This window comes from Pseudomonas sp. GYB4201 (genome assembly GCF_056312595.1).
This window is the reverse complement of record NZ_JBWGIG010000003.1, coordinates 127,752-153,775: the sequence shown is the minus strand read 5'-3', so window position 1 is coordinate 153,775 and position 26,024 is coordinate 127,752. Positions and strand designations below refer to the sequence as shown.

The 26,024-nt window shown below is 61.7% G+C and carries 25 protein-coding genes and 2 pseudogenes; 12 read left to right on the top strand and 15 right to left on the bottom strand.

The features are described 5' to 3' along the window. Positions 1 to 35 precede the first annotated feature (35 nt). From AC0Z2B_RS04145 to AC0Z2B_RS04135, 3 genes are all read left to right on the top strand, one after another. Entirely contained in the window at positions 36 to 929 is an 894-nt protein-coding gene (locus tag AC0Z2B_RS04145) for a DoxX family protein (RefSeq protein ID WP_475505611.1), read from the top strand. Between the two features lie 98 nt (positions 930 to 1,027). Next, a complete protein-coding gene (locus AC0Z2B_RS04140) occupies positions 1,028 to 1,510 on the top strand; it encodes a GlcG/HbpS family heme-binding protein (RefSeq protein WP_475505610.1) in 483 nt (160 codons plus the stop codon). 18 nt (positions 1,511 to 1,528) lie between these two features. Further along, a complete protein-coding gene (locus AC0Z2B_RS04135) occupies positions 1,529 to 1,705 on the top strand; it encodes a hypothetical protein (protein WP_475505609.1) in 177 nt (58 codons plus the stop codon). A gap of 239 nt (positions 1,706 to 1,944) precedes the next feature. Here the strand turns inward: AC0Z2B_RS04135 and AC0Z2B_RS04130 are convergent, their stop codons facing one another. Together AC0Z2B_RS04130 and AC0Z2B_RS04125 are read right to left on the bottom strand one after the other, a co-directional pair. Further along, a complete protein-coding gene (locus AC0Z2B_RS04130) occupies positions 1,945 to 3,120 on the bottom strand; it encodes a M20 aminoacylase family protein (RefSeq protein WP_475505608.1) in 1,176 nt (391 codons plus the stop codon). Between the two features lie 3 nt (positions 3,121 to 3,123). Beyond that, positions 3,124 to 4,422, bottom strand: coding sequence for an MFS transporter (locus AC0Z2B_RS04125; RefSeq protein ID WP_475505607.1), 1,299 nt, complete (start codon positions 4,420 to 4,422; stop codon positions 3,124 to 3,126). A gap of 414 nt (positions 4,423 to 4,836) precedes the next feature. Here AC0Z2B_RS04125 and AC0Z2B_RS04120 point away from each other — a divergent pair, with 414 nt between their 5' ends. Beyond that, positions 4,837 to 5,946 (top strand): porin, encoded by a 1,110-nt coding sequence (locus AC0Z2B_RS04120; protein WP_475505685.1) that lies wholly within the window; start codon positions 4,837 to 4,839, stop codon positions 5,944 to 5,946. Between the two features lie 74 nt (positions 5,947 to 6,020). On the opposite strand, the gene AC0Z2B_RS04115 is transcribed toward AC0Z2B_RS04120, so the two are convergent. Beyond that, a complete protein-coding gene (locus tag AC0Z2B_RS04115) occupies positions 6,021 to 6,932 on the bottom strand; it encodes a LysR family transcriptional regulator (protein ID WP_475505606.1) in 912 nt (303 codons plus the stop codon). A gap of 136 nt (positions 6,933 to 7,068) precedes the next feature. Between AC0Z2B_RS04115 and AC0Z2B_RS04110 the strand changes: the two genes are divergently transcribed. Beyond that, positions 7,069 to 8,022: a hypothetical protein gene (locus AC0Z2B_RS04110; RefSeq protein WP_475505605.1), complete on the top strand. Its 954-nt coding sequence runs from the start codon at positions 7,069 to 7,071 to the stop codon at positions 8,020 to 8,022. Positions 8,023 to 8,037: 15 nt separating this feature from the next. Here AC0Z2B_RS04110 and AC0Z2B_RS04105 read toward each other — a convergent pair. Next, positions 8,038 to 8,160: pseudogene (locus AC0Z2B_RS04105) on the bottom strand (MerR family DNA-binding transcriptional regulator); the annotation flags it as partial. Here AC0Z2B_RS04105 and AC0Z2B_RS04100 point away from each other — a divergent pair. Continuing rightward, entirely contained in the window at positions 8,159 to 8,557 is a 399-nt protein-coding gene (locus AC0Z2B_RS04100; RefSeq protein ID WP_475505604.1) for a DUF2938 family protein, read from the top strand. The pseudogene AC0Z2B_RS04105 and the gene AC0Z2B_RS04100 sit on opposite strands and share 2 nt — an antisense overlap. After that, positions 8,491 to 8,769 carry a DUF2938 family protein gene (locus tag AC0Z2B_RS04095; protein ID WP_475505603.1) on the top strand — a complete coding sequence of 93 codons (279 nt, stop codon included), beginning with the start codon at positions 8,491 to 8,493 and terminating at the stop codon, positions 8,767 to 8,769. Before AC0Z2B_RS04100 ends, AC0Z2B_RS04095 begins: the two co-directional genes overlap by 67 nt. A gap of 140 nt (positions 8,770 to 8,909) precedes the next feature. On the opposite strand, the gene AC0Z2B_RS04090 is transcribed toward AC0Z2B_RS04095, so the two are convergent. The 3 genes from AC0Z2B_RS04090 to AC0Z2B_RS04080 all read right to left on the bottom strand — a co-directional run bounded on the left by AC0Z2B_RS04090 (position 8,910) and on the right by AC0Z2B_RS04080 (position 10,274). Next, positions 8,910 to 9,077, bottom strand: coding sequence for a hypothetical protein (locus AC0Z2B_RS04090; RefSeq protein ID WP_475505602.1), 168 nt, complete (start codon positions 9,075 to 9,077; stop codon positions 8,910 to 8,912). 54 nt (positions 9,078 to 9,131) lie between these two features. Further along, complete coding sequence (locus AC0Z2B_RS04085; protein ID WP_476295246.1) at positions 9,132 to 9,536, bottom strand: hypothetical protein; 405 nt, start codon at positions 9,534 to 9,536, stop codon at positions 9,132 to 9,134. Positions 9,537 to 9,917: 381 nt separating this feature from the next. Then, the gene (locus AC0Z2B_RS04080; protein ID WP_475505600.1) at positions 9,918 to 10,274 is read right to left on the bottom strand and encodes a MerR family transcriptional regulator; all 357 of its coding nucleotides are present in this window, start codon (positions 10,272 to 10,274) and stop codon (positions 9,918 to 9,920) included. Positions 10,275 to 10,345: 71 nt separating this feature from the next. On the opposite strand from AC0Z2B_RS04080, the gene AC0Z2B_RS04075 reads away from it, so the two are divergent. Beyond that, a complete protein-coding gene (locus AC0Z2B_RS04075; protein WP_475505599.1) occupies positions 10,346 to 10,717 on the top strand; it encodes an EthD domain-containing protein in 372 nt (123 codons plus the stop codon). Between the two features lie 156 nt (positions 10,718 to 10,873). Here the strand turns inward: AC0Z2B_RS04075 and AC0Z2B_RS04070 are convergent, their stop codons facing one another. The 4 genes and pseudogenes from AC0Z2B_RS04070 to AC0Z2B_RS04055 form a co-directional block, all read right to left on the bottom strand. Next, positions 10,874 to 10,972, bottom strand: coding sequence for a hypothetical protein (locus AC0Z2B_RS04070; RefSeq protein WP_475505684.1), 99 nt, complete (start codon positions 10,970 to 10,972; stop codon positions 10,874 to 10,876). A gap of 10 nt (positions 10,973 to 10,982) precedes the next feature. Further along, positions 10,983 to 11,513, bottom strand: a pseudogene (locus tag AC0Z2B_RS04065) (SDR family NAD(P)-dependent oxidoreductase). A gap of 71 nt (positions 11,514 to 11,584) precedes the next feature. Further along, the gene (locus tag AC0Z2B_RS04060) at positions 11,585 to 12,955 is read right to left on the bottom strand and encodes an aspartate aminotransferase family protein (RefSeq protein WP_475505598.1); all 1,371 of its coding nucleotides are present in this window, start codon (positions 12,953 to 12,955) and stop codon (positions 11,585 to 11,587) included. 125 nt (positions 12,956 to 13,080) lie between these two features. Continuing rightward, positions 13,081 to 13,962, bottom strand: a complete 882-nt coding sequence (locus AC0Z2B_RS04055) for a phytanoyl-CoA dioxygenase family protein (RefSeq protein WP_475505597.1) — start codon at positions 13,960 to 13,962, stop codon at positions 13,081 to 13,083. Between the two features lie 163 nt (positions 13,963 to 14,125). Here AC0Z2B_RS04055 and AC0Z2B_RS04050 point away from each other — a divergent pair, with 163 nt between their 5' ends. Beyond that, positions 14,126 to 15,109, top strand: coding sequence for an alpha/beta hydrolase (locus tag AC0Z2B_RS04050; RefSeq protein ID WP_475505683.1), 984 nt, complete (start codon positions 14,126 to 14,128; stop codon positions 15,107 to 15,109). A 31-nt stretch (positions 15,110 to 15,140) separates the two neighbouring features. Further along, positions 15,141 to 16,463, top strand: coding sequence for an aspartate aminotransferase family protein (locus tag AC0Z2B_RS04045; RefSeq protein WP_476295244.1), 1,323 nt, complete (start codon positions 15,141 to 15,143; stop codon positions 16,461 to 16,463). Between the two features lie 63 nt (positions 16,464 to 16,526). On the opposite strand, the gene AC0Z2B_RS04040 is transcribed toward AC0Z2B_RS04045, so the two are convergent. From AC0Z2B_RS04040 to AC0Z2B_RS04025, 4 genes are all read right to left on the bottom strand, one after another. Then, positions 16,527 to 17,324: an SDR family NAD(P)-dependent oxidoreductase gene (locus AC0Z2B_RS04040; protein WP_476295243.1), complete on the bottom strand. Its 798-nt coding sequence runs from the start codon at positions 17,322 to 17,324 to the stop codon at positions 16,527 to 16,529. A 279-nt stretch (positions 17,325 to 17,603) separates the two neighbouring features. Then, positions 17,604 to 18,584, bottom strand: a complete 981-nt coding sequence (locus tag AC0Z2B_RS04035) for an alpha/beta hydrolase (protein WP_476295241.1) — start codon at positions 18,582 to 18,584, stop codon at positions 17,604 to 17,606. After that, positions 18,581 to 20,065 (bottom strand): flavin-containing monooxygenase, encoded by a 1,485-nt coding sequence (locus AC0Z2B_RS04030; RefSeq protein ID WP_476295240.1) that lies wholly within the window; start codon positions 20,063 to 20,065, stop codon positions 18,581 to 18,583. The genes AC0Z2B_RS04035 and AC0Z2B_RS04030 overlap by 4 nt, the downstream gene beginning before the upstream one ends. A gap of 27 nt (positions 20,066 to 20,092) precedes the next feature. Next, positions 20,093 to 21,256, bottom strand: coding sequence for an iron-containing alcohol dehydrogenase (locus AC0Z2B_RS04025; protein WP_475505592.1), 1,164 nt, complete (start codon positions 21,254 to 21,256; stop codon positions 20,093 to 20,095). 322 nt (positions 21,257 to 21,578) lie between these two features. On the opposite strand from AC0Z2B_RS04025, the gene AC0Z2B_RS04020 reads away from it, so the two are divergent. Both AC0Z2B_RS04020 and AC0Z2B_RS04015 read left to right on the top strand, forming a co-directional pair. Further along, positions 21,579 to 23,228 carry a fatty acid--CoA ligase gene (locus AC0Z2B_RS04020; protein WP_476295239.1) on the top strand — a complete coding sequence of 550 codons (1,650 nt, stop codon included), beginning with the start codon at positions 21,579 to 21,581 and terminating at the stop codon, positions 23,226 to 23,228. A gap of 126 nt (positions 23,229 to 23,354) precedes the next feature. Next, complete coding sequence (locus AC0Z2B_RS04015) at positions 23,355 to 25,916, top strand: LuxR C-terminal-related transcriptional regulator (RefSeq protein WP_476295238.1); 2,562 nt, start codon at positions 23,355 to 23,357, stop codon at positions 25,914 to 25,916. Positions 25,917 to 26,024: the final 108 nt, after the last annotated feature.

Sequence of the window (26,024 nt, the reverse complement as noted above, 5' to 3'; positions counted from 1 at the left end):
GACCATCGTCGGCTGATATTTAAACAGGTGCAGTCATGAACAAACCTCTTCTGGTCGCTGGCATTGTCGACGGCATCAGCGCCGGCGACTATTGCGTGCTAGCACCGTCTCACGTGCCGTCTACCCTGGCCCGCCTTGTCTTGGCGGCCACTTGGCTTGCAGCGCTTTACTGTGGTTGGGGCAACGGCTCGTTGCCCGATTTTGCCGCCTGGTCGGCCGCCCTGTGGTCAGGCCTGGCGCTGGTGTCGGCGGTGTGGCTGACCCCACGGGTGTTCACCCTGGGCTACCTGATTTCCATGCTGGGCTTTCTCATCACCTGGCGTGTGGCGGCCATGAATGGCGCGCTGGTGTTGATGTGGGTGGCAAGCCTGGCCACCGTGGTGCTAGTGCTGCAGTTCATGGACTGCTTGGCCAGTGACTGGCGTCGCAATCAAGCCCGGCAAGGCGCCTGGCTGGGGACGCTGCTGTGGCAGATGACCCTGGTGCGCCTGTATTTCGGCTTGAACGAGCTGGGCCATGCCACGGAAAAACTGTTTGCCGGGCTGGGCTCGTTCCACACCCTGGAGCACGGTTTCCAAGGGTTTGGCATCACCCACGGCGCCGGGTTGTTCGTGGTGCTGGGCGGGCTGATCGAACTGGCCTCGGCCATCAGCGTTGGCCTGGGTCTGTTCGCCCGGGCGGGTGCACTGCTCAGCGTGGTTTATTTCCTGGTCGCCACCCTGGGCTTTGGCGGCGAGTGGACGCGTGGGTACGCCTGGGCATCGCCGGGCGGCGGTGGCTGGGAATACGTGATGATGCTGCTGGTGGTGTTTGGCTCCGTGATGATGACGGGGGCGGGGAAGTTTTCCATCGATGGTTGGCTGCTTTCCAAAGGCGTGCTGCCTGGATGGCTGGTGCGCTGCTGCACCAACCGCGCCGCACTGACGTAAACCCGTCAATTATTTAAATGCAGCCAGATGTGACTGCTTTACGATCCTGCGCGTTGCACCCGGTGACACGTTACCGTATCGATTAGAAAGAGATGACCATGAAAACACTGTGTAAAAAAACCGCCGCAGCCCTGGCCGCTGCGCTCCTGCTCACCGGCTTCGCCACCCAGGCCAGCGCCATCACCAACGTACCGGTGCTGCAGGACAGCGACGTGCAGAAGATCGTCGACGCGGCGAAGAAGTCCATGGCGCTGAACCACACTAAGGGCTGCATTGCCGTGGCCGATGCTGACGGCCAATTGCTGTTCATGCAGCGTCAGGAAGGCTCGGCCCCCGATTGCCTGGAGTCGGCCGAAGCCAAAGTGAGGACAGCGGCGCGGTTCCAGGAAACCACCAACACCTTCTACAAGATGCTCAACCAGAACAAGCTGGTGACCGTGGCAGTACCCGGCATGGCGCCACTGCCGGGGGGCGAGCCTATTCGTCACAACGGCGTGGTGATTGGTTCGGTGGCCGTCAGCACTCCCGACGGGGAGCTTGATTTGAAGGTGGTGGCGGACGCGCTGGCGGCCATTGAGTAAGCCATTCACGCGTGTGCCTTGAACAATTTCACCATCGCCGTTTGCGTCTACCTTGTTCATCCTGTTCCCCAGCTGGGCATGGCGCTGGGGATGGTGGCTTCGGCATTGCTGTTGCAGTTGGCGATGAAAGTGCAGGGTAACGGCGATGCCTTCAGGTCAGCAATTTTCGCTGGGCGTTCGTGGGGATTGCGGTGATCGGGCTGTTGGCGTTGATTGACGTAGCGAGGCTGCGGCGTGACGTCGGGAAGCAGGTGTTGTCGTGGTAGGTTTTTGGAAGAACCGTCCGGGGCTCAAGCATTACACCTGCCAAGGCGGTGTGCCCGCGGACGTGGCCTGGCGGCTGCAGCCGCTGCCGGCGGGCTGCGCAGGCCCTGACGCTGAATATCTTCAGTGAGGATACGGGACCGCGCAGCCTTCGGCAGGGCTACGAGTGATCAACGCAGAAAATCGCCCACCAGCTTTTCCCAGCACTGGGTGCCCAGGCTGATCAACTCGTCATTGAAGTCGTAATGCGGGTTGTGTACCGAACAGCCGTGGAATTCGCCCTCGCCATTGCCCAGCATGAAATAGCAGCCCGGCACCTGGGTCAGCATCCAGGCGAAGTCTTCGGTGCCCATGACCTTGCGCCCACGGGTATTGATCTTGCCGTCTGCGAACAGCGGCGCCAGGCTCTTTTGCACGAACGCGGTTTCGGCCTCGCTGTTGATCAGTGCCGGGGCCAGCGGAGTGAATTCCATATCAATGCTGACATTGAACAGGGCTTCGTGGCCCTGCACTATTTCTTCTAGCCGCTGGTTGATCTTGGCCTGGGTGTCCAGGGTATCGGTGCGCACGCTGATCAGCATCGAGGCTTCGTTGGGGATGATGTTGTACACGCTGCCGGCCTGGATCATGCCGATGCTGATTACCGCGAATTCCTCAGGCGCCAGGTTGCGCGACTTAATGGTCTGAATCGCGTTGATCAGGCTGGCCACCACCGGCACCGGGTCGATGGACAGCTCCGGCATGGCGCCGTGGCCGCCTTTGCCGGTGACGGTAATGCTTACGCGCTCCGAGGAGGCCATGTTCGGGCCGGGTTGAATCACCGCGGTGCCCACCGGGTAGCCAGGCATGTTGTGCAGGGCGAAAATGGCGTCGCACGGGAAGCGGGTGAACAGGCCGTCATCCATCATCGCCTTGGCGCCGCACAGGCCTTCTTCGTCTGGCTGGAAAATCAGGTTTAGGGTGCCGTCGAAGTCGGTACTGGTGGCGAGTCGGTGGGCGGCAGCCAGCAGAATCGCGGTATGACCGTCATGGCCGCAGGCGTGCATGCGGTTGGGGATCTTGCTGGCGTGGGCAAAGGGGTTTTTCTCTTGCATGGGCAGGGCGTCCATGTCAGCGCGCAGGCCGATGCGGCGTTGGCCGTCGCCTTTCTTCAGCACGCCCACCACGCCATGGCCGCCGATGCCACGGTGTACATTGTACCCCCACTGTTCCAGCAGCGAGCTGACCAGTTCGGCAGTGGCCGGGGTATCGAGCCCCAGCTCCGGCGCAGCATGGATCTGGTGGCGAATGGCAATGAAACTGTCAACGTCGTATTCAGCAGCGGTGTGTTTGGCTTGAATATTCATCGGTCAGGCTCTTCCAGTGTTTTCAGGGAACAATTTCAGGCAAACAAGGCTCACGGCGCCACCGGCCAGCAAATAGAACGCTGGGGCCAGTGGGTCATTGAGGGTTGAGGTCAGCCAGGCGGCAATCAGGGGCGAGAAACCACCGAACAGGGTCACGCCGATGCTGTAGCTCACCGACATGCCCAACCCACGCTGATGCTTGGCGAAGGCTTCCATGATGATGGCCAGGAACGCGCCGCAGCCCACGCAGCCGGGCAGTACCAGCAGCGCGACGATCAGCATGGCGGCGTAGAGGTTAGTGGTGTGCGACAACAGGTACAGCGCAGGCCAGGCGGCCAGCACCGGCAGGGTAATGGTCCAGGCCAGGAGTTTCTTGCGCATCTGGTGACGATCGGCATAACGCGCGGCGATAGGGGAAATCACCGCCAGGCAGGCGCTGGCCACGCAGGCAATGGCTAGCGCGCTGCGTTGTGGGTAGTGCAGGGTGGTGATGAGGTAGGAGGGCATGTAGAAGATGAACAGGTACATGCCGATGGTGCCGCTGGCCAGCAGGCCGGAGGACAGGACGATGTTGCGCACATCAATGGCCTGGCGCCAGTGCTGTTTGACCTGTGGCGTGGGCTCGAAGGTCTCGGGCACGCAGCGGCGAATGTACCAGCCCACCGGGCCAATCAGCAGGCCCAGGGTGAACGGCAACCGCCAGCCCCAGTTATCCAGCTGTTCGGGGCTGAGTACGCTGGTCAACAGCAAACCGACGCTGGCACCGACGAGGGCGGCATACCCCTGGCTGGCGGACTGCCAGCTGACGTTGCGGCAGCGGTTGGCGGTGGAGGTCGACTCCATCAGCATCACCGAGGACGTGCCTATTTCGCCGCCCGCGGAAAAGCCCTGAGTCAAGCGCCCGGCCACCAGCATCAAGGTGCCGAACACGCCCATCTGTTGGTAGCTTGGGGCGAAGGCGATCAAGGCGGTGCCCAGGGTCATGAGGAAGATGGTCAGGCTCAAGGCTGCCTTGCGGCCCTTGCGGTCGGCCAGCCGGCCTATAACCAGGGCGCCTACCGGCCGCATCAGGAAGCCTGCGCCGAAGGCAGTCAGCGACATCAGCAACGAGGCGATCGGCGATTGGGCGGGGAAAAAGTTTTTGGCGATGATGACGGCGAAGAAGCTGTAGATGGTGAAGTCATACATCTCCAGGGCATTGCCCAGCGCGCAGGCCAGGGTCGCTTTGCGCGCCCCCCGTGTGATGCGATCAGGCTGACGCACGGCGGCTGTCAGTGGGGTGTCCGAATGCAGGGTGCTCATGACTGTCTCCCAAGGGGTATGCGTGATGATGAGCACTATCGAATAACAGGGACAACGAATCACTTAGCGGTTTTGCAGTAAGTTAACTATTCGGCATAGCTGGCAGGCGACGGGTAGGTGTAATTGCCTCATGGCAGTGCAGGGTACTTCCCTAGCAGGGGTTGCTGCACCGAAAGGTAGCCGTTCACGTTGTGATATGGAGCCGTTGGCACAGCAGGGCGGGTGAAAGTGCCGCTCACGGCTGCTCCATGGCCGCTGAAGCCCGGCTGATTGCGGGAAACGTTTTAACCAAACGGCATAGCGTTATCACAAGGGTAATTTCCGCTGGCTTTTAATTTAAGGAACGCTGGTGCCACCTCTTCCTTTGGTATCAGGAGCGTTGGCATGAGCAGGTCCCCCGTGTGTGCAACATCCATGGCGTCACTTGTGTTGGGCATCGGTTTGCCGCTGGCAGCCCAGGCCGACGGCTTTCCAGCCATCGCCCGCATTGCGCCCGGTTTCGGCTACTACAACGTCGACAAGGGCTACGACGACAAGCTAAAGGTCTACGGCACCCTGGACGCCTTCGTCAGCTACCAGGATTCGGGCCACTTCTCGGGCTACCGCCTGGCGGGCGGTGGCGCCTGGACCAACAAGCTTGGCCTGTACATGCGCAAGGCCATCAACCCCGACACGGTGTTCGAGGCGGACGTGGAGGAAGGCTTCAACCTTAACGGCGACTCCCTGGACCAGCACTGGAAAGAGGTAGGCACCTTGCGGCTGGCCACCGTGGCCCTGCGCTCGCGGCAATACGGGAAGCTGGAGTTCGGCAAGACCTACGGCATGGGGCCGCCCACGTTCGCCGACCCCTTCCTGGCGGTGTACGGCTCGCCCTATACCTACCTGACGGCGCCGCCGTCAGGCAAAGGCTCGTACTACCTGGACCTGCGCCCCAAGCATACCCTGGCTTACACCACGCCCAAGTTCGGCGGATTCAGCGTCGGCACCGCGGTCAGCTTTGGCTTCAATGACGCTGCCAGCACCGGCAGTACCGTGCGCGGCAAAGGCATGAGCGTGCAGTACAGCGATGCCAAGTGGATTCTGTTGGCGTCCTACAACGATTACCTCAGCGACCCCTGGAATGACGACGGCACCGAGCGCCAGACCCACAACTACATCAAGGCGGCGTCGGCCTTCTATGACTTCGGGCCGGTGGCTGCCAGCCTCAGCTGGCAACGCCAGGACGTGGACTACAGCGGCACACCCAGCATGACCGCCTGGTCGGCAGGCTTCTCTGCCCCGGTCGGCAAGGCCGACGTGGCGCGGCTGTCAGTGGTCAAGCGCGAGATCGAGTTCGGTGACAAGGATGCCTTTGGCGTGATGTTGGGCTACGACCACTTCCTCAAGCCCAACTGGGCCGTCTATGGCCGGATCGGTTTCATCAGCAACCAGCCCAACTCATCGGTTACCTACGCCGGTATCCGAATGAACGAGGCAGGCGATGACCCCCAGAACCTGGCCATCGGCACGTATTACCATTTCTAAAATCCAACCGCGCCCCTGTAGCAGCTGCCGAAGGCTGCGTCGTGGTGCCCACGATGTCCAGCGATCGCGCAGCGTTACTCCGGGCTGGCCTCCGCCGCCAGCCTGGTTTTCAGGCTCAGAAAGAAATCCTTCGCGGGCGAAGTCAGCGAGTGCCGATCCACGCATACCAGGTAAATCGGATAGTCGGGGACCAGTTCATCAACATCCACCCATACCAGGTCGTGGATACTTTGCGCCGAGGTAGCGGCAGTGGCCACCCGGCTGAGGGTCATGAAGGCGTCGGCGCTCTTCACCAGGTTCAGCGCCAGCAGCACCGCCGTGCACTCGGTCACCCGCTGTGGGGTGTGGATGTCGTTCACCTCGAACATCTGATAGAACTGCGAAGAGCGGTCATCCACTTCATCCAGGCTGATCCAGTGCGCGTGCTGCAGCTGCCGCAGGGACCGTGCATGGCGCAAGGGGTTGTCGGCGCTGCACACCACCGAGCCCTTGATGCGCTGCACCGCTTCCCAATCCAGGTTCAGGCGCTGGGTGTTCTGCTGCGACGTCAGGGCGAAGTCCAGGGTCCCGTCGCGCACGCGCTGCACGATGACGCTGGGGCGCTGTTCGACGATCTTGAGCCGCACCCTGGGGTTGCGGGTGCGGAACGCGTTCAGGCAGGCCTCGAACCCCGGCAGCATGGCCGTCAGCGAGGTCACGCCGACTGACACTTCGCCCACGGCCACGTCGTGGATGTTATCGACCTCCACCTGCAGCCGCCGCATGCTCTCCACCATCATCTGTGCATGGCGGATCACACGTCTTCCTTCCTCGGTCAGCGACATGCCCTTGTAGGAACGTTGCAGCAGGGTCAGTCCCAGCTCCTGTTCCAGTTCCTTGATGGCGCGGCTCAGGGCTGGTTGGGTGACGTGCAGCACTTGCGACGCTTCATTGATACTGCCGCATTGATTGATGGCGACCAGGGCTTTGATTTGGTGGAGTTTCACGATATCCGGCTCGTTGAGGCTGAGGTGCTACTTTAGCAAAAGCCCTGCCACTTCAAGGGCTAACGAGGCTCGGGGCAGAATGCCTGCGAATAGCCAACGGATTTAGATAAGAGTGCTGAAAAATTGGAGGGAAAAGATGGTGGAGGTTGAGCAGTTGAAGGTCAAGTTTCGGGCGATGACCTGGTCGGGGCGTTTTTACAGTTTTTCCGTCATTGTCACAGTGCTTGGAGCGTTCTTGTCAGCGTTCATGGGGTTTTCAGTACTAAATAACGCTATTTTAATTGCGTCCATAGGGTTTGTCGCGGGCTTTGTGTTTGTGTGCTTGCGTCTATACCGCTGGTTTATTTCTGTATGGGATAAGCCGTTTGCCAAAATGCCCGTTATTCTGCTGCATCTATTGGTGCTGTTGATATCCACCGTCATTTCCAGATGGGTTGTAGCGGGCGCACTGGGGTTGCCACCACAATCGTTTGATATCACGGTCGGATTTCTCGTGCTTGCCTTCTATATTCCTGCCTGGATTCTCTTGGGGGCCTTCCTGTTTTGCCTGTTTGGCTTGGTGCTGTTGATCGGTGTAGGGCTAGGATCATTGTTATTGATTCCGCTGTCTGTCATTGCGAGCCTGTTGAACATTTTCAACCTGCTGCCGTACCTGCGCAAAGCGTGGGACACTGTAGCGCCAGCCAAGCTCAGCTTCACCGATGTGCAGGGGCATTCGGTGGGCGCGCTGTTAAGCGGCATTATTTTGATTAACCTGTATGGGCTGCTCGTTCCGGATGCTCGGCCGTGGATTGACGCCTCGGTCAGGCTGATAGCGGTCTGGGGTGATTTTCAGCCTGCCGTTAACTATCCGGGGGTGCAGGCGGGTGAATACGTCCATCCACTGGATAACGGTTTTATTGCCGTGGCCACGACGAAGGCTGATAACAGTATTGAAATTGAAGTGAAGAAGCAGGTCGAAGACTTTGAGGATCTACACCAACATCCGGTTATTCCTCCCATCCCTTCTGTCAAGCAGGTGACTGACCCTCTTATCCAGCGTATGGTGGACTGTCTAACCACATTACTTCCGCGCGAACCCCCTGGCTGACTTCCAGAGCAGCCGGTATGCGCGGCTCAGGCCACGACGACCTATCGAGCAGATAAGCCCTTTTTCTTCGTAATACCGCAGGGTTGAAGACGGCAGACCGGAACGTCGTGCCATTTCACCGATATCCATCTCTTTCATGCTTGACTTCAAGTCGACTTTAGCTTGCAGACTGCCAGGATCAAACCGCCAAAACAGGCTGAAGGCAAGGGGAAATATCATGGGAGTAGGTGAGACGGCACTGGGCATTCTGTTCGTTGGAACGGAACCCACGCTGATTATGGACGTATCGGCCTTTATTCAAACGCGGGTATTTGGCTTGGCGTCGATTGACTATAGGCTCGTCGGTCGTTGGTTGGGCCATATGGTACATGGGCGGTTTCGTCATGCCTCGATCGTGACTGCGCAACGTGTCCGGAATGAGCGCCTGGTTGGCTGGGTGTTCTATTTCATTATTGGCAGCGTCTTGCGATGGTGCTCATCGGTGCCCAAGGGCTTGCCTGGATCTGTAACCCCTCCCTTATGCCCGCGTTGGTGACCGGCTTGATCAGTGTGATGGCACCTTTCTTCATCATGCAGCCTATGTTCGGTTTTGGCATCGCCGCGTCGAAGACAGCGGCACCGAATGTGGCAAGGCGCAGAGGTGTCATAGCTCATCTAACGTTCGGAATCGGGCTTTTTGGGGCAGGGTGGCTGTTGATGCTGCTCTTTCCTGGGCCGGTATGCCTTGGGTGGGCGCCTGTGGGATAGAAGTGGCACTCAGGCCCTGAATGTCTGCTGTTGGCCAAGCCAGGTACTGCACAGATGGAAGCGTCCATTTTTGTACGCTTCTGGCTGATGTTGGTTTGTCGGTCGGTTGGATTAAAGAGGTTGGTTGATACAACCAGTCTCTAACGGGAGCCGGGCTGAGTGAACGCTTCGGGTTTTGCATCTAGTCTTTCTTTAAGCTTGATTGCGTAGGCTTCGGCACTTTTGACGTCCGAAAATGAGACACCGTGGTCGTCAAGCCACACTTTGCACTGACGGCCATTCTCGCTCACTTCAATCTTTATGTTCATTCAATACTCCATTATGTCCTAACCGAGGCCGGCCTTGACAGGCGCTCCAGCGCATCAGATAGATGGTCGCCAGTGGGTGTTGTTAACGACCGCGTGTGCTTTGGCTTCCAGCACTTGATACTGAATCGTCTCCAGGTACTGGCGCTTCAGGTCCATGGCCGGCGGGCCAAGGATCGGATTACTTCTGAACGGCGCCAACAACTCATCGATAGCCTGAACGACCTCAGCAGATGCGGCATCCACACTGGATGCCAAAAGCGGGTCGAATTCAACCGCCTCGAGCCTTGCGTCCAACGCTTTCAAAATGGGCTCGGCATTTTGAATTTCGGTGCGCATCAGGTCTGAAGATGAGTTCGCCTGTACCTCCGTGTGGCCGATGCCGGGCAACTCAATCTCGGGTTGAAAATCGTGAGGCGCGTTGAATAACGGACACAGCGAGTGAGCTACTCTGGTGCGCATTGTACGCGTCACGCGCATGGGACCCAGTTTATGAATAGAATTTAATTAGCAGGCTACTGAGTTATCGCCCGTAGCAGAATTCCAGAGGTGCCAGGCGATCAACTGCAAGTCGGTTGTCCACAAATGCCAGGAAATTCATCTGGTGCATTTCTGCTGGGGACACTCCCTCACGGTGTGTTGAATTCTGTGTAGGACTCAGGGGAGGTCGGTTGAGGCATGGGAGCTGGCGTGCGAGCTCCTAGGGATCATTGCGCGTTTCCTGTACTCGGGAGAAGCCTCTGGAGGTGCTTGTTGCAGTTAACCCTTCTACGCGGCCTCCCTTTTATGCTCCAAGGGTTTCAGATCAGGCTCGAATGCCACGTCAGACACCACCGGAAGTGGTCATGCCATGCGCCCAGGGCCGAGCAGGCTGATCAGCATTTCGCGGCTTCGTTCAAGAGCCTCGGCTTTTTGATCAAGTACTGCAACTTGCTGCCAGATTCGGTCCCTCAATATGTCGCACAGAGGAGCTGAAGCAGCTGTCACTGCCGGGGCGCATTCGAGCACGTCTTTGATTGTAGACAGCGTGAGACCGGCGTCATTCAGCAACATGATCGCTTCAATGAGTTTTACCTCCGCAGCCCCGTAAAGGCGATATCCGGACGCTGCCCGCTGGGGCTTGAGCAGTCCTTCCTGTTCGTAATAGCGCAGCATGCGAATACTGACACCGGTGAGCGAGGCGAGCGCTCCGATCTTCATGGCAGTCCTTGACTCTGACAGTACTGTCACACTACAAAATCAGGGCCTTCCAGACAAGTGAGGGTAAATCGGTGCTAAAGCTGATCATGTGTGTGAAACGTCAATCCAACCTGACGCGAGAGGCGTTCGATGAGCACTGGCGAAATCGACACGCGCCGCTGGTGCGCAGGCATGCGGCGCTATTGGGAATCCGAAAGTACGTCCAGACCAGCCCACTACCTGACTCGGTGGCCCAGACTGCTTTGCAGCGAAGCAGAGGCACCGAGAGGGCTGACTTTGATGGGTGCGCTGAACTGTGGTGGGATGACCTGGACGCGCACCTGGCCGCACGGGCTACACCCGAAGGGCGGTTAGCCCTCAAGGAACTCATCGAGGACGAGCAGCGCTTCGTTGATTTAACCAGGTCGCAGCTTTGGTACGGCTTGGAAAATGAAGTCATTTAGGCCGTCCTGAAAACCTAGGGGCATGACAGGTATTGCGTCCTCAGCCTGCTTCGGGACAGCATTGGCCATCTGTACTGATAGGGGCAGGCGCGCCCGCGGTGCTTGGAGTGGCCGAGCTCCTGCCATCTCTGGCAAGGCGTGAGGCACCGTCCGGACTCAATAGACACCTGGGGTGCCACCGCCGTCGACAGCGATCGCAGTGCCTTGAATATGGCGTGACTGTTCACCGCAAAGAACCACCGCCAACTGCGCCACGTCCTCGGGTTTACCCAGGCGCACCAGGCCTTCCCGTTCGACCTGTGCCGCGCGCTCCAGATCGACCGTTTTTGCCGCTGGCGGCGGCTCGTTGCTGGAACAGCTGTTCAATCCGGTCGGTTTCGGTCAAACCAGGAAGAATGGCGTTCACGTTCACTCCTTCCAGCTTCCCTTGACCGGACAGCCCCTTGGTGAAATTGTGCATGGCGCCATTGGCCAAGTCTCCGATCAGGAACCCCGGATCGGGGGTACGTGCCGCACCGCCGATGATGTTGACCACATGGCCACCCGCAGCACGCAGCAGCGGCCAGAACAGCCGGCACAGATTCACGCAGCCGCAAAACTTCAACGCAAAGCCATCTTGCCAGGCGTCTGCGGGTCATTCGAGAAAGGCCCCGGCACGCGTAGCACCCGCCGAATTCACCAGGATGTCGCAGCGCCCGAAGCGTGCGGCCACCCCTTCATACACCTTTTGGCAACCGGTCTCGGTGCGCAAGTCCACCGCGCAGGCCGCCGGGCTGGCGGAGTCGTTTGAGCCCAGCTTCTACGCCGTTCGGGGCTACATTCAGGCCGAGTCGTTGGCGTGACTGGATACTGGGCTTGCTTGCCGGGTCAGTTGGCGACATTGGCCCAGGCACGGGTTTGCTCAAGCGTCAGGATGAAGCGCTCCAGCAGCAAGTTGATTTCTGCCTCGTTGATGATCAGCGGCGGGCACAGCGCCACGGTGTCGCCGATACCTCGCACGATCAGGCCATTGGCTTGGGCCTGCGCGGTGAAGTATTTGCCCAGGCGCCCCACGGATTCGAACGGGGCCTTGCTGATGGGGTTGGCCACTAGTTCAACACCCGCGATCAGCCCACAGCCGCGCACTTCGCCTACCAGCGGGTGCGCGCGCAGGGCTGCCAGGCCTTCATGCAGCAGGGCACCGATCCGCTCGGCATGCGCCACCAGTTGGTCTGCTTCGATGATGCGCAGGTTCTCCAACGCCACCGCGGCTGCCACCGGGTGGCCGCTGGCGGTGAACCCAGTGCCCAACGCGCCCAGCTCGTGGCTCTGGTCGGCAATGCCGTGGTACAGCGCTTCGTTGATCAGCACCGCGGCGATGGGTTGGTAGGACGACGACAGCTGCTTGGACAGCACCATCGCGTCCGGCACGATGCCAAAGGTTTCGCAGCCGAACAGCTTGCCGGTACGGCCGAAGCCGCATATCACCTCGTCGGCGATGATCAGCACGTCATGACGGCGACACACTCGCTGGATTTTTTCCCAGTAGGTGCGCGGCGGCACGATGACGCCGCCGGCGCCCATCAACGGTTCCGCGACGAAGGCGGCGATGGTGTGGGCCCCTTCGTGGTTGATCAGCGCCTCAAGCTCGGCGGCCAGGCGGTCGGCGAACCGCTCCTCGGTTTCCCCGGGCAGGCCGTGGCGGTAAAAGTGCGGGGTGCTGACATGCAGGAAGCCGGGGAGGGGCAGGTCGAAACCCTGGTGAACCGAGGCCAGGCCTGTAAGGCTGGCGCTCAGGCCCGTGACGCCGTGGTAAGCGCCCAGGCGGCTGATGAATTTCTTGCGCAGCGGCTGGCCGATGGCGTTGTTTCGGTACCACACCAGTTTGACCAGCACATCGTTGGCTTCCGAGCCGGAGTTGGTGAAGTAAACCTTGCTCATCGGTACTGGCGCCAGGGTAATCAGCTTCTCGGCCAGGGCGATGCTAGCCGGGTGCGATTTATGGCTGAAGGTGTGGTAGAAGGGCAGGGTTTGCAACTGCCGGTGGGCGGCGTCCACCAGGCGCTGTTCGTTGAAACCCAGGGCGGTGCTCCACAGCCCGGCCATTGCTTCCAGGTAGCGATTGCCGTGGTCGTCGATGACGAACACGCCCTCGCCACGTTCGATGATTAGCGGGCCTTTTTCCTGATGGGCGCGGGCGTCGGTGTAGGAGTGCAGGTGGTAATTGATGTCTTTCTGGGCCAGCGGATTGAGCGGCATGACAGGGCATCCCTACGTCAGGTACGACGTTGTAGCCGCTGCCGCAGGCTGCGCAGGCCCTGTGCCTCGCTGAAAATTTCCAGTGTGCTCAGGGGCCCGCGCAGCCTGGTGGCAGCGGCTATAGGTTAGTTGTCCAGTTCCAGGACTTTGGCCAGCTCTACGTAGTCCAGGCTCCACAGGGTGCCGCCGCCCAATTTCTGGTTATGCATGGAACGGAAGCCGGTCAGTTGCTGGCCGCGCTTACTCAAGGTACGTGCCATTTCCAGCGGCACGGCGAACGGGTAGGCCTCCTCTGGCACTAGCCAACCCGGACAGAAAGCCAGGGCAAGCGCACGGCGAGGACGGTTGGAGACATTGGCGCCGCCACCATGCACCAGTTTGCCGGAGTAGAGAATGGCGTCGCCTTTTTCCATTACGGCAGGGATGGTCGGGGTTTGCTCGATGCGGTCGCGGTCATTGAAGTCCGGCCAGGCATGGCTGCCGGGGATGATGCGGGTGGCGCCCATTTCCTCGGTGTATTCTGACAATGCCACCAGGCAGTTGCACATTACTTCTGGCCCAGCAGGCCCCAGGTTGCGGAACACTGGATAGTTTTCCAAATCGCGGTGCAGGAACTGCTGCTTCTCGCCCGGCTGGATCTCGATGATCTGCGCAGCGTTCATCCAATAGGCGTCGCTGGTGTCGAGCATCAGGGTGTCGACATACGACAGCATGATCTCGTGGTCCAGCATTTCCTCGCGGAAGGTCTTGCTACGGCGAATCAGTTGGGTAATGCGCTTGGTCTTCTTGCCCGCGAACTCCTTCATCCACTCAGGTCCATCGTAGCCTGCGGCCCAACCAGCGACGATGTCGTCCATGTCAGCGTTGAAGCGATCGACCTGGGCCTTGAACAGGCCCTTGATGATAACGCCACCTTCCTCGTCGATGATGCGCTTGACTATCTCGGGTGCCGTGCCGGCTGGGACTTCGGTGATTTTGGCAGAGGCATTGATTGCAGTGGCGAGCATGGTGTTCTCCAGTGTATCGGGACTGTTGGCGCTCCGGGGAAGTGCCTGGAGCATGGCCGGATCATAGGCAGCACGGGCATCCCCAAACAGGTGGGCGGGGGCCAAATATGCGCGCTTTCGTGGCCATGCCAGCGCGTGGCTTCCAACCACAGGAGTTTGGCCACTGTGCACCTGTGCCTGCCCTCGATCCCCAGCCACTATTGGCCCAAGCGCTGCATATGCGGCAGCAAAATCTGGCTTGGCAGGAGACGTCATGCGTACCGATATCAGCTTCAAGACCACCGATGGCCTGACTTTGAAGGGCTGGCTGTTCACCCCGCAAAATGCCGCCGATCGCCATCCGGCAATCGTCATGGCCCATGGCTTCACAGCCGTGAAAGAACAGTACCTGGACCGCTACGCCGAGCTGTTTGCCGCTCAGGGGTTTGCCGTGATGGTGTACGACAACCGTAACTTTGGCGCCAGCGACGGCCAGCCCCGCCAGGAGGCCGACCCGCTGTTGCAGGTGCGTGACTACCGCGACGCGATCACCTACGTCAGCAGTCTGGACAATGTCGATGCCTCGCGGATCGGTATCTGGGGCTCCAGCTACAGTGGCGGCCACGTGCTGCAAGTGGCGGCCTTCGACCGCCGGGTCAAATGCGTGTCGTCGCAGGTGCCCGCCATCAGCGGCTCGGCTGACGTGCGCATGGCGGTGCGCCCAGACCTGATGCCTGGCTTGATCGAGGCCTTCGAGGCCGATCGCGCCGCGCGCTATGCCGGCAACCAGGCGCTGGTGATGGAAGTAGTCAACGAAGACCCGAAATCCGACTGTGCGCTGCCCGGCCAGGACTGCTTCGACTTCTTCACCGGCAGCCAGCGCAATGTGGCCCCGGCCTGGCGCAACGAGGTCACTCTCAAGAGCATTGAGATGCTCAACGAGTACGAACCTGGCTACGCAGTGGACCGCATCAGCCCCACGCCGTTGCAGATGATCGTGGCGCTTAAAGATACCGTCACTGTGCCGGACGCGGCCCTCAAAGCCTATGAGGCTGCATTGCAACCGAAAAATCTGGTGCTGCTGAACTGCGGCCACTTCGACCCTTACCTGAGCGAGTTCGAGGCCTCCAGCACTGCCGCCGTCGAATGGTTCAAGCGTCACCTCTGATTTCAGCCTACTGCCTTTTCAAGGAACCCCCATGTCTGCCAAATGGCCCGAAAACCACAGTCAATCCAAAGCCCTGTACGACCGCGCCAGCAAGGTCATGCCCGGCGGCATCACGCGTATCCTGCCGTGGCAGGAACCGTTCCCTGTCTATGCCGGCAGCGGCTCGGGTGCCTACGTGACTGACGTAGATGGCACTCGTCGGCTGGACCTGCTGAACAACTTTGCGTCGCTGATTCACGGCCACGCGCACCCGGCCATCGTTGCCGCCATTCAGGAGCAGGTCACCAAGGGTACGGCTTTCACCCTGCCCACCGAGCCTGAAGTAGTGTTGGCCGAGACCATCTGCGCCCGCGCCGAAAGCTTTGAATGGATTCGCTTTTCCAACTCCGGTACCGAAGCGGTGATGTGCGCCATCAAGGCAGCGCGTGCACTCACCGGGCGTTCGAAGATCGTCAAGTGCGAAGGTGTTTACCACGGCTCCTACGACTACGCCGAAGTGAGCCTGGACTCCTCGCCCGAGAACTGGGGCGTTGACCCTACCTCCACGGGTTATTCCAAGGGCGTGCCTGAGGGCGTCAAGAACGATGTGGTGGTGATTCCCTACAACGACGTCGAGGCGGCCGAACGCATCATCCTCGCCAACCGCGATGCCATTGCGGCCATCCTGATTGACCCGGCACCTAGCTACTTCGGCTTCGTGCCGGTCACCGAGGAATTCATCGGCATGATCCGCCGGGTTGCCACCGAAATCGGCGCCGTGTTCATCCTCGACGAAGTGATCACCTTCCGCGTGCACAGCGGCGGCGCGCAGACGCGCTTCAACATCAAGCCGGACCTGACTGTGCTGGCGAAGATCATCGGCGGCGGCTTCCCGGTGGGCGCGGTGGCGGGTTCACGCAAGTTCATGCAAGTGTTCGACCACCGCGAGGGCAAGCCGCTGTTGCCGTGGAGCGGCACGTTCACCGCCAATCCGATCACCATGACCGCTGGCAAGGTTGCCCTGGACCTGTACACCCAGGCCGAATCCGACCGCATGGACGTGCTGGGTGACCGTCTGCGTGCTGGCGTGACCCAGGCCTTTGCCAGCACAGGGTTCCCAGGGCAGGTGACCGGTTTCTCGTCGATGTTCATGGTATTTGGGCACCAGCGCGAGATCCATGATTACCGCTCCGGTTATTCCAGCAAGGAAGAGGCCAAGTGGGTAACCCGACTGCAGCGCCACCTGGTGCTGGAGGGGTACCACATTGCCAAGACCGGCAAGGCGTTCTTGTCCACCGTGATGACTGACGCGGATGTGGACGGCTTCATCGCCGCCACCGAACGCGCCGCGGAGGCGGCCGTAGCCGAGGCGTAACGCTAGCGGGAATAATAAGGGGGGAATGCCTTGCGGGCACTCCCCCCTTTTTACTACCGTTGTTTACTGTGCGGTGTAAGCACCATCCACCGTCAGCAGCGATCCGGTCATCCACTGCGCATCTTCCGAGGCCAGGAAGGTCACTGCCTTGGCCACGTCGTCAACGTTGCCAATGCGCGGCCATGGGGTCAGGTCTTCGAGCAGGGTCTTGATTTCCGGGTTATCCAGTTCCTGGCGCACCATGGCAGTGGCCAGAAAGCCTGGGCACACGGCGTTGACGTTGATCTTGTGCTGGGCGAAATCAACGGCCAATTGGCGGGTCAGGTTGTTGACCGCACCCTTGGAGGCGCAGTACGACGCTTCCTGGGCCAGGCCCACCAAGCCGCCGATGGAGGAGATGTTGACAATTTTGCCACGGGTGCCAGTGGCGCTGACCTCCTGCTTCATCATCTGGGTAATGGCAAACTTGCAGCCCAGCCAGGTGCCCTTGGTGTTGACATTCATGGTCAGGTCGTAGTCGGCCTCCGTTTCCTCGACGATGGTTTTGAGCTCCACTGCCACGCCGGCGTTGTTGATCATGATGTCCAGGCGGCCGAAGCGCCTCACGGCTTCCTGCACCAGGTTGTCCATGTCGGCGTAGCGCGACACGTCGGCCTTGACGAAGATGGCCTCGCCGCCGTTCTGGCAGATCAAGTCGTCGGTGTCGATGTGCAGGTCTTTTTCGAAGCCTTCGGGGCGGGCGCTCTTGGATAGGTCCGAACACACCAGGTAGGCGCCTTCGGCGGCCAGGGCCAGGGCAATCGCGCGGCCGTTGCCTGAGCTCGAACCCGTGACAATGGCTATTTTGTTGTGGAATCGCATTGAGTCGCCTCCATCGGCGTTGACGGTCGTGAATAAGGGGGTAAGCCCCGGTTTAACGGTGTTGAAGCCAGTCTATGAACCCGACGCAGGCGAAAACAGGTTCGAAAGGGACAGCGGTCAGCCAGGGTGGTGGAGATTGGCCACTGGCAACCTGCCACGCTCCAAAAACTGGCACAGGCCCTGTAGCCGCTGCCGAAGGCTGCGCGGGCCCTGTGTCTCGCTGCAGATTTCCAGTGTACGCAAGGGCCAGCGCAGCCTGGCGGCAGCGTCTACAGGCCGTCAGGACAGTATTCGGGCAGCGAAGCGGGCGGCTTGGGTCAGCACGCGCTGGCCCGTAACGATCTTTCCTGCGCTGGTCAGCAGTCCGTGGGCATGGGCAGGCAGGTGCACATGCTCCACGAGCGTGCCTGCCCGGGCGGCCGCCGCCGCGTAGGCGATGCCTTCATCCGCCAACGGGTCATGCCCCACGGTGAGGATGAATAGCGGCGGCTGCCGAAGGCCTTCGGCATGCAGCAGCGGCGACAGGCGGGCATCATTCAAATCAGCCACCGGCCCGGTGTACTGCTCCCGAAACCAGTGCATGGAGTTGGCCGTCAAGGGAAAGCCGCGGGTGATGCGCCGGTACGAGGGTTGACTTGCGCTGAGGTCGGTGACTGGGTAGAACAGCACTTGGCCCTTGATATTCAGGCCCAGCGTCTGGCTGTCCGGGTCGTTGGCCAGCACCGTGGCCATGTTGCCGCCCGCGCTGTCACCGGCCAGCAGCGTGCGGCCTGGGTCCACCTTAAGCTGTTCGGCATGAGTGGATATATAGCGTAGCGCTCCGGCACAGTCCTGCAGCGGTACCGGGAAACGGTGCTCCGGCGCCAGCCGGTACTCCACGGCCACCACCGTGGCCGCGCTCTGGTTGGCCAGTGTACGGCACAGCCCGTCGTGGCTGTCCAGATCGCCAATCACCCAGCCACCACCGTGGATGAACACCACCAGGGGAGTCATTGCCTGCGCCGGTGTGCCGGCGGGGCGGTAGACGCGCAGGGCAGCGGTGCCACCGGCCACTGGGTAGTCCAGGGTATAGACCTCGGCCACGGCCTGCGCCGGAAAGCCATTGGCGGCGCAGGCCTTGATGTAGTTGGCGCGCGCCGCTGCCAGGGGCACGTCCTGGAAAGAAATTTCGCCATTGTCGCGAAACGCCCGGACCAGGTCGACCGCGTCGGCGGCGACCTCGTTCAGTGGCACGGCGTACGCGGTGGCGTCGCCGCTCACTCTGCCTCCTCCGTGACCTGCAGCAGGCGGTAGTCGTTGACCTTCCAGTCAGCGGCCAGGGCCTTGTACTCGTCCACGGTGCCCGACCAGTTGTTGATCACCTTGCCAGCGGCGTTCTTGTACCAGCTGGAGCAGTCTGACGAAAATGCCGAGGACTGCATATTGGTTTGCAGGCTGTCGTTGTAGGCGTTGAAGGTGTCGAGCTTAACGTCCACGGCGGCGCGCGGGTGCTTGCCCAGGCCCTGAATGGCCTGGATGATATAGCGCTGCTGAATCTCCAGCATGGTGATGATCGAGTTGTGGTTCAGGTTGGTGTTGGGCCCGTAGATCATGAACAGGTTGGGGAAGCCCGGCACGCTCATGCCCAGGTAGGCCTCGGCGCCTTGCGCCCATCGCTGGCTCAGGGTTTGGCCGTTGATACCGGTCACCTGAAGGTCGCCATGGAACGCCTGGCTTTCAAAGCCGGTGCCGAAAATCACGGCGTCCAATTCATGCAGGGTACCGTGCTTGTCGACGATACCCTGGGGCACGAAATGGTCGACTGCAGAGGTTTCCAGACTGACATTGTCACGCATCAGCGCCGGGTAGTAGTCGTCGGAGCGCAGGATGCGTTTGCACGCGAACTCATAATCTGGAGTCAGCTTGGCACGCAGCGCTGCATCTGGTACTTGGGCGGCCAGGTGACCGGTGGCCATGGCGACGCCTTCCAGTTGCGCCTCGGTGCCGTGGCGGGTCCGCGCAAAGCCGTTCTCGCGGAACGTGTGCAGGTTGCGGCGGCTTTCCTCGAACAGCGCGGGGTCTGCGGCGTAGGCGTCCAGTTGCTCCGCAGTGAACACGATCTGGTTGCGTGGCATGATCCAGTTGGCGCTGCGCTGGAACACCGTGAGGTGCTGTGCCTGGCGGGCCACTTCGGGCACGTATTGCACGGCGCTGGCGGCGGCGCCGATGCTGGCCACCTTCTTGCCGTTCAGGTCCACGTCCGCAGGCCATTGGGCCGAATGGAACGAGCGTCCGGCGAAGCTCTCCAGCCCCTTGAACGCCGGGATGGCGGGGTTATTCAGTTGCCCCCAGGCGGGTACGAAGAAACGGCCGCTCAAGCGGCGGCCGTTGGCCAGCTCGAAGCCCCAGGTATTGGCCCGTTCATTCCAGCGTGCCTGGGTCAATTCGCTGTTGAGCAGAATGTGCGGCATCAGCTCATAGCGCTCGGCCATGGAGTCCATGTAGCGCAGCAGCTCGTCGCGGTCGGCATACATTTTGCTCACCCGCAGGTGCGGGTGGAAACTGTAGCAGTACAGGTGCGACTCGGTATCGCACGCCGCGCCGGGGTAGGCGTTGTCACGCCACACGCCGCCGATGCGCGGGCCACGCTCCAGGATGATGAAGTTGTCGATGCCCTGGCGCTTGAGCTGGGCACCCATGCCCAGGCCGCCAAAACCGGCGCCCAGGATGACGATATCGTAGGTGTTCTGTGCAGTGGACATACGCGTGTTCCTTGATAGAAGGCCGGGTTAGAAGGCTTTTTTGTATAGGGCCAGGGCGTCTGCTGCACGCACCTCGACCGGGTTGTTCTGCAGCAGGCGTTCCTGCTTCATGGCATCGCTGGCCAGCAGCGCCAGGCTGCCCTCGGTCACCTGCACGTCGCGCAGGCGGCGAGGTGCGCCGGAGGCGTTCATCAGGTCTTCCATGTATTCCACAAACCGTGTGGCGCGGCTGGTGATGGTGGCGCTGCTGGCACCCAGCAGCACATCAGCCAATTCGGCATACAGCGGGGCAGCAGCGCTGAGATTGAAGCGCAGCACCGGGCCCAGCATCAGGGCATTGGAGAGACCATGGGGGATGTGATAGTGGCCACCCAGCGGGTAGGCCAGGGCGTGCACCGCCGCCACCGGGGCGTTGGCGAAGGCCTGGCCGGCCAGTGTTGCCCCCAGCAGCATGGCCTCGCGGGCCAGGCGGTTCTTGCCATCTTCACAGGCTGAGATCAGGTTGCCGGCCAACAGCCGCAGGGCTTCACGGGCCAAGGCGTCGGACACCGGGTTCTTGCGGTGGCGGCTGGTGTAGGCCTCGATGGCGTGCACCATGGCGTCGATGCCGGTAGCGGCGGTGGTCAGCGGCGGCAGGCCGATGGTCAGCTCGGCGTCGAGGATGACTTTGTCGGCGTAGAGCTGGTTGGCCACCACACCCATCTTGGTGGTCTCGCCGGTGGTCAGGATGGTGATGTTGGTCACCTCCGAGCCGGTGCCCGCAGTGGTCGGTATCTGCACCAGCGGCAAGCGGCTGCCCTTGACCTTGCCGATGCCATACAGCTCGGACAACGCTTGGCTGGACGGGATCAGCACGGCGGCTAGCTTGGCGATGTCCATGGACGAACCACCGCCCAGGCCCAGCACCAGGTTCACTCCCGCTGCGCGGGCTTGGCCCACGCAGTCGTGCAGCACCGCCTCGGGCGGATCGGCCACCACGTCGTCGAACACGCTGATGCTGAAGCCTGCCGCTTGCAGCGAGGCCTTGGCCGCATCGAGCAGGCCGGCGGTGTGCAGGAACTTGTCGGTGACGATCAGCAGGTTGCGTTGCTCGGTCCAGGCGCCCAGCAGCTCGCCCAGACGACGCGCGGCGCCCCATTCGGCGACGATCGAGCCGACGGTATCAAAGGTGAAGGGCTTGAAGATGCTCATGGGTACGGCTCCTGAGGTGTGTAGCCGCTGCCGCCAGGCTGCTCGGGCCCTGTGCTTCACTGAAAATGTGCAGGGCCGCCTTGCTGCAGCGGCTACAAGGGGTGTGGGGCTATTAGAGGGGAGAGGCGGTGGCGGGGCTTCAACCTACGGGTGGAATTTGCAGGGGGGCGGGGTGGAGAACGCGGGTTGGGCAAAATGTTGCAGCGGCAAAATGTCCACCCGGCACCTGTTGCATGTCCACCCGCAGGTTGAAGATGGCCCCCACGGCAACGCGCTATACACATGGCCAATAACTACAAGACCCGATGCCACCGGAGGACCGATGAACCTGCCTCATCAACCCAAGTTTCTGCCCGCCACCGCGAGCTGCAAACCGTCACCGCTGCTGATTGGCGGGCTGCTGGAGACCGGCCTGCGCGCCGCCGGCGACAACCAGATCGTGTACCGCAATCAGATGCGCCACGACTACACCACGTTCAATCGCCGGGTGCATCAGCTGGCCCATGCCCTCAGCGCGCTGGGCGTTGTGGCCGGCGACACGGTGGCGGTGCTGGACTGGGACAGCCATCGCTACCTGGAATGCTTCTTCGCCGTCCCCATGCTGGGCGCGGTGCTGCATACCGTGAACGTGCGCCTGGCGCCCGAGCAGGTGCAGTTCACCATGGCCCACGCCGAAGACACGCTGGTGCTGGCCCACCGCGATTTCCTGCCACTGCTGGAGACCATCGCCGGTCAGTTGCCCATGGTTCGTGGATACCTGCTGTGCGAGGACGATGGCGGCGCCGTGCCCACCTCGCTACCTGTGCTGGGTGAATATGAAACGCTGCTGGCGGCACAGCCCGGCCACTATTCATTCCCTGAGTTCGACGAGAACGCCGTGGCCACGCTGTTCTACACCACCGGCACCACGGGCAACCCCAAGGGCGTCTATTTCACCCACCGGCAACTGGTGCTGCACACCCTGGCGGGGGCCAATGCCCATGGCAGTGCCGGGGCGGCGTTGCTCAATCGCGACAAGGTCTACATGCCTATCACGCCAATGTTCCATGTTCACGCCTGGGGTGTGCCCTACATTGCGACTATGATGGGCTGCCAGCAGGTGTACCCCGGCCGTTACGAGGCTGGGCTGCTGGCGTCCATGATTGTCGATGAACGGGTCGACTACTCCCACTGCGTGCCGACCTTGCTCGCCATGGTGCTGGATGCCGCCCTGGCCAGTGGCGCCGACCTGTCCGGCTGGCACGTGCTGATCGGTGGTTCAGCGCTGTCCACAGGCTTGGCCCACCGGGCGCAGGGCATGAACGTGGACGTGCGTGGCGCGTACGGCATGTCCGAGACTTGCCCCATCGTTTCCCTCACCTGCCTGCCGGCCGAGTTTTCCGAGTTGGAGGCCGAGCAACAACTGCACTGGCGTTGCAGTGCTGGAGTGATCGCGCCGCTGGTGCAGATGAAGCTGGTAGACGAACACCAGCAGCCGGTGGCCCAGGACGGTCAGCAGGTGGGCCAGTTGCTGATCCGCAGCCCCTGGCTGACCCCCGGCTACTTCAAAGACGCGGTCAACAGCGAAACCCTCTGGGAAGGCGGTTGGTTGCACACCGGCGATGTGGCCAGCATCGACGCCCACGGCCTGGTGCACATCCATGATCGCCTCAAGGACCTGATCAAGACCGGTGGCGAATGGATTTCGTCCCTGGACATCGAAAGCCTGATCAGCCGTCACCCCAATGTCAGTGAATGCGCCGTGGTGGGCGTGCCTGATCCGCGCTGGGGCGAACGACCGGTAGCATTGTTGGTGCAGGCCGCCGCGTCACCGCTCCTGGATGCCGAGGCGCTCAAACTGCACCTGACCGGCTTCGTCGCCCAGGGGGCTTTGTCCAAATGGGCCATTCCCACGGAGGTGCGGGTGGTGGCGGCGATCCCGCGCACCAGCGTCGGCAAACTGGACAAGAAACTGATTCGCGCGCAGTTCTGACCCTTCGGGGTAAGATCGTTTCAACACCACCCGTGGTACAAGGCAGTCGCTGTGAAGTTACCCATCGATACCAGCAAGTTCCGCCCTGCGCCCATGCCGCGCACGCTAATCCCAAGGCCCCGGGCCATGGCCCAGATTGCTGCGGCGTTGCAGGGCGACGCCACCTTGGTACTGCTGCGCGCGCCCCTGGGCTATGGCAAGTCGCTGCTGCTCAGCCAACTGGCCGAGCAACGCGGCACCACCCTGGGGTTCCTGCGCATCGACCGCGCAGACAATGACCCCGTGCATTTCATCGGCCACCTGTACCACCTGCTGCTCAAGCGCGCGGTGCCCGTGGACATGGACAAAGACCAGGCATGGTCCGCCATTCGCAGCCACCTCGACGGCCTGGTCGCGCCCTTCACCCTGTGCCTGGATGACCTGCACCTGCTGCGCTCGGCGCGGGTGCTGGGCTACCTGGAGGCGTTGCTGCACCAGCCGCCCCGGCACCTGCACCTGGTTGTCGCCAGCGAGGGCGCACCGGCGCTGGGCCTCAGCCACCTGCGGCGCGACAACCGTGTGCGGCTGCTGGGCCCGCGGGAACTGGCCCTGGACGCTGAAGAAACCCAGCAGGTGCTGCTGGCCCAGGGCGTAATACTGGAACCCGCCTTCGTCTATCGCTTGCAGGCGGGCAGTGAAGGCTGGATCAGCGGCGTGCTGTTCTGGTGTTCGGCGTATCGGGAATTGTCCTTTCTCGATCCGTCGCCCGAGCATTTGGAGCAGGCGGTGCTCGGCTCCTATCAGCACATCGGCGAGTTCATCGAGGAAGACGTGCTGCGCTGTTTGCCCCAGGCACTGGTGCGTTTCATCGAGCACACCTCGGTGGTCAGCGCGTTCGACCTGGAGCTGGCCACGGTGCTGACCGACGATGCCCAGGTCGAGGCGCCGCTGCGCAAGCTGTTGCAACTTGACCTATTCATCGAGGATCGGATCGGCGAGCGCCTGCGCTACCAATACCACCCGGCCTTGCGTCTGACGGCGCTGCAACGGTTGCGCAGGCGGCGTCCCGACCGGCTGCTGCAGCTGCATCAGCGTGCAGCCGACTGGCTGCTGGCCAATGCCTTTTATGCCCAGGCGGTGTCCCAGTATGGCCGGGCAAAAAACACCGAGGCGGTGATGCGCACGGTGGAGCAGCACACCTTCGACCTGCTGCGCGAGGGCGAGATCAACGCCATCGTCGACTTCCTCGGCCACGCGCTGCGCGACAGTGAAACTGACCACCTCAACCTGGCCATGACCGAGGCCTCGGCGCTGATCGTCACCAATGACATCCAGCGCACCCGCGCCTGTATCGGCGCGTTGAAGCGGTTGGGCGGCCCGTCGGCCGAGCGGGTCATGCAAACCATCGCTTTCCTGCGCAGCCACCTGGCTTGGCTGGGCGGCAACCTGCGCCATGGCGTGGACGTGGCGCGCATGGCCTTGGAGCGGTACCCGCAGGCCAACGCGGCCACCGCCATCCTGAATGCCAACAGCGCCGCTTGCCTGGCCGCCCTGGGGCGCCTGGAGGATGCCCGGCTGCAGAATGACCAGGCCCTGCTGCAGCTGTCGGCGCTGGGTTTCAAAGGCTATACCCACCGGCTGCATCTGCAGGCAGGGCTGATCGAACTAGCCCAGGGCAAGACCGAGCAGGCACGCCAGCGGTTCTTTGAAGGCGACCTGGCGTCGGGCGCAGGCAAGGTCGCAGGGAACTTCTACGATGCCTTCCTGCACTTGGGGCAAGGCCTCGTGCTGATGCAGCGCAACGCCTTGAGCGCCGCCTCCCTGAGCCTGGCCCGGGCCGAAAAGATTGCCATGGACTTCCCCCACGGCGCGGCGCTGGCACTTATTTTCCATCACCAAGCCTGCTTGTTCGATGCGCTGGGCGACGCACTGCGTGCCGTGGCCAAGTGGGACCAGGCGCGACGCCTTGCACAGGACTTTGGCCAATGGCGGGTGTACCGCCTGGCCGGGGCATGGCGGGTACGCCACGCGGTGCGTCATGGCGATCAGGCCTTCCTGCTGAGCTGGCTGCACGAGTGGCACTGGTGCAACCGGCAGTACGGTGAAGACCTGCAACCCGATGAGTTGCTGGCCTACGCCTGGGTGCAGCGCCACCTGGGTCAGCGGGCCGTGGTGAACCAGTACGTGCAGGCGCTCGGTGAGCTGGCGCAGGAGCATCAACACCACCGGCTGCGCCTGGACATTGTGCTGTTGCAGGCCAGTGTGGCACTGGACCAGCACGACCAGCCACAGGCCATGCACCTGCTGGACGAGGCCGTTGCGCTGGCCTGCGAGCATCAGTTCGGCCAGCTGTTGCACTACGAAGGCGTGGCCCTGAGCGACCTGTTTCAGCAACTGCTGGCCCCGGACGCTCGCAAGCAGTATGAACTGCAACGCCCGTTACCCGATGCCCAGCTATTGCAACAATGGTTGCCTGGCCTGGTGAAGCCATTGCGGGCCGCCCAACGCCTGATCGAGCCGGTCACCCGTCGCGAGCGCGAGGTGCTGCAACGCATGGCCCGTGGCCAGGGCAACGCGCAAATCGCCGAGTCGCTGTTCGTCAGCCTGAGTACGGTCAAGACCCACATCAACAACCTGTTCCGCAAGCTTGAGGTCAACGACCGCGATGAAGCCCTGCGCAAGGCCCGCAGTGTCGGGCTGTTGAGCTGACGGGGCAGGGCACTCCACCCTCCCTGCAGGCAGAATCCATCCCAAACTCCACCCCCGGTTCGACGCAACCGGGGGCGGGCGCTGTTACAACATGATGTCGTTTTCGCT

Bases quoted from the DNA above. Each gene is read 5' to 3' on its own strand.
- AC0Z2B_RS04090 (WP_475505602.1), bottom strand. From the start codon at position 9,077: ATGAACATAAAGATTGAAGTGAGCGAGAATGGCCGTCAGTGCAAAGTG.
- AC0Z2B_RS04140 (WP_475505610.1), top strand. From the start codon at position 1,028: ATGAAAACACTGTGTAAAAAAACCGCCGCAGCCCTGGCCGCTGCGCTC.
- AC0Z2B_RS04085 (WP_476295246.1), bottom strand. From the start codon at position 9,536: ATGCGCACCAGAGTAGCTCACTCGCTGTGTCCGTTATTCAACGCGCCT.
- AC0Z2B_RS04045 (WP_476295244.1), top strand. From the start codon at position 15,141: ATGTCTGCCAAATGGCCCGAAAACCACAGTCAATCCAAAGCCCTGTAC.
- AC0Z2B_RS04060 (WP_475505598.1), bottom strand. From the start codon at position 12,955: ATGCCGCTCAATCCGCTGGCCCAGAAAGACATCAATTACCACCTGCAC.
- AC0Z2B_RS04080 (WP_475505600.1), bottom strand. From the start codon at position 10,274: ATGAAGATCGGAGCGCTCGCCTCGCTCACCGGTGTCAGTATTCGCATG.
- AC0Z2B_RS04125 (WP_475505607.1), bottom strand. From the start codon at position 4,422: ATGAGCACCCTGCATTCGGACACCCCACTGACAGCCGCCGTGCGTCAG.
- AC0Z2B_RS04030 (WP_476295240.1), bottom strand. From the start codon at position 20,065: ATGTCCACTGCACAGAACACCTACGATATCGTCATCCTGGGCGCCGGT.
- AC0Z2B_RS04025 (WP_475505592.1), bottom strand. From the start codon at position 21,256: ATGAGCATCTTCAAGCCCTTCACCTTTGATACCGTCGGCTCGATCGTC.
- AC0Z2B_RS04120 (WP_475505685.1), top strand. From the start codon at position 4,837: ATGGCGTCACTTGTGTTGGGCATCGGTTTGCCGCTGGCAGCCCAGGCC.
- AC0Z2B_RS04020 (WP_476295239.1), top strand. From the start codon at position 21,579: ATGAACCTGCCTCATCAACCCAAGTTTCTGCCCGCCACCGCGAGCTGC.
- AC0Z2B_RS04055 (WP_475505597.1), bottom strand. From the start codon at position 13,962: ATGCTCGCCACTGCAATCAATGCCTCTGCCAAAATCACCGAAGTCCCA.
- AC0Z2B_RS04100 (WP_475505604.1), top strand. From the start codon at position 8,159: ATGCTTGACTTCAAGTCGACTTTAGCTTGCAGACTGCCAGGATCAAAC.
- AC0Z2B_RS04110 (WP_475505605.1), top strand. From the start codon at position 7,069: ATGGTGGAGGTTGAGCAGTTGAAGGTCAAGTTTCGGGCGATGACCTGG.
- AC0Z2B_RS04040 (WP_476295243.1), bottom strand. From the start codon at position 17,324: ATGCGATTCCACAACAAAATAGCCATTGTCACGGGTTCGAGCTCAGGC.
- AC0Z2B_RS04130 (WP_475505608.1), bottom strand. From the start codon at position 3,120: ATGAATATTCAAGCCAAACACACCGCTGCTGAATACGACGTTGACAGT.
- AC0Z2B_RS04145 (WP_475505611.1), top strand. From the start codon at position 36: ATGAACAAACCTCTTCTGGTCGCTGGCATTGTCGACGGCATCAGCGCC.
- AC0Z2B_RS04095 (WP_475505603.1), top strand. From the start codon at position 8,491: ATGGTGCTCATCGGTGCCCAAGGGCTTGCCTGGATCTGTAACCCCTCC.
- AC0Z2B_RS04015 (WP_476295238.1), top strand. From the start codon at position 23,355: ATGGCCCAGATTGCTGCGGCGTTGCAGGGCGACGCCACCTTGGTACTG.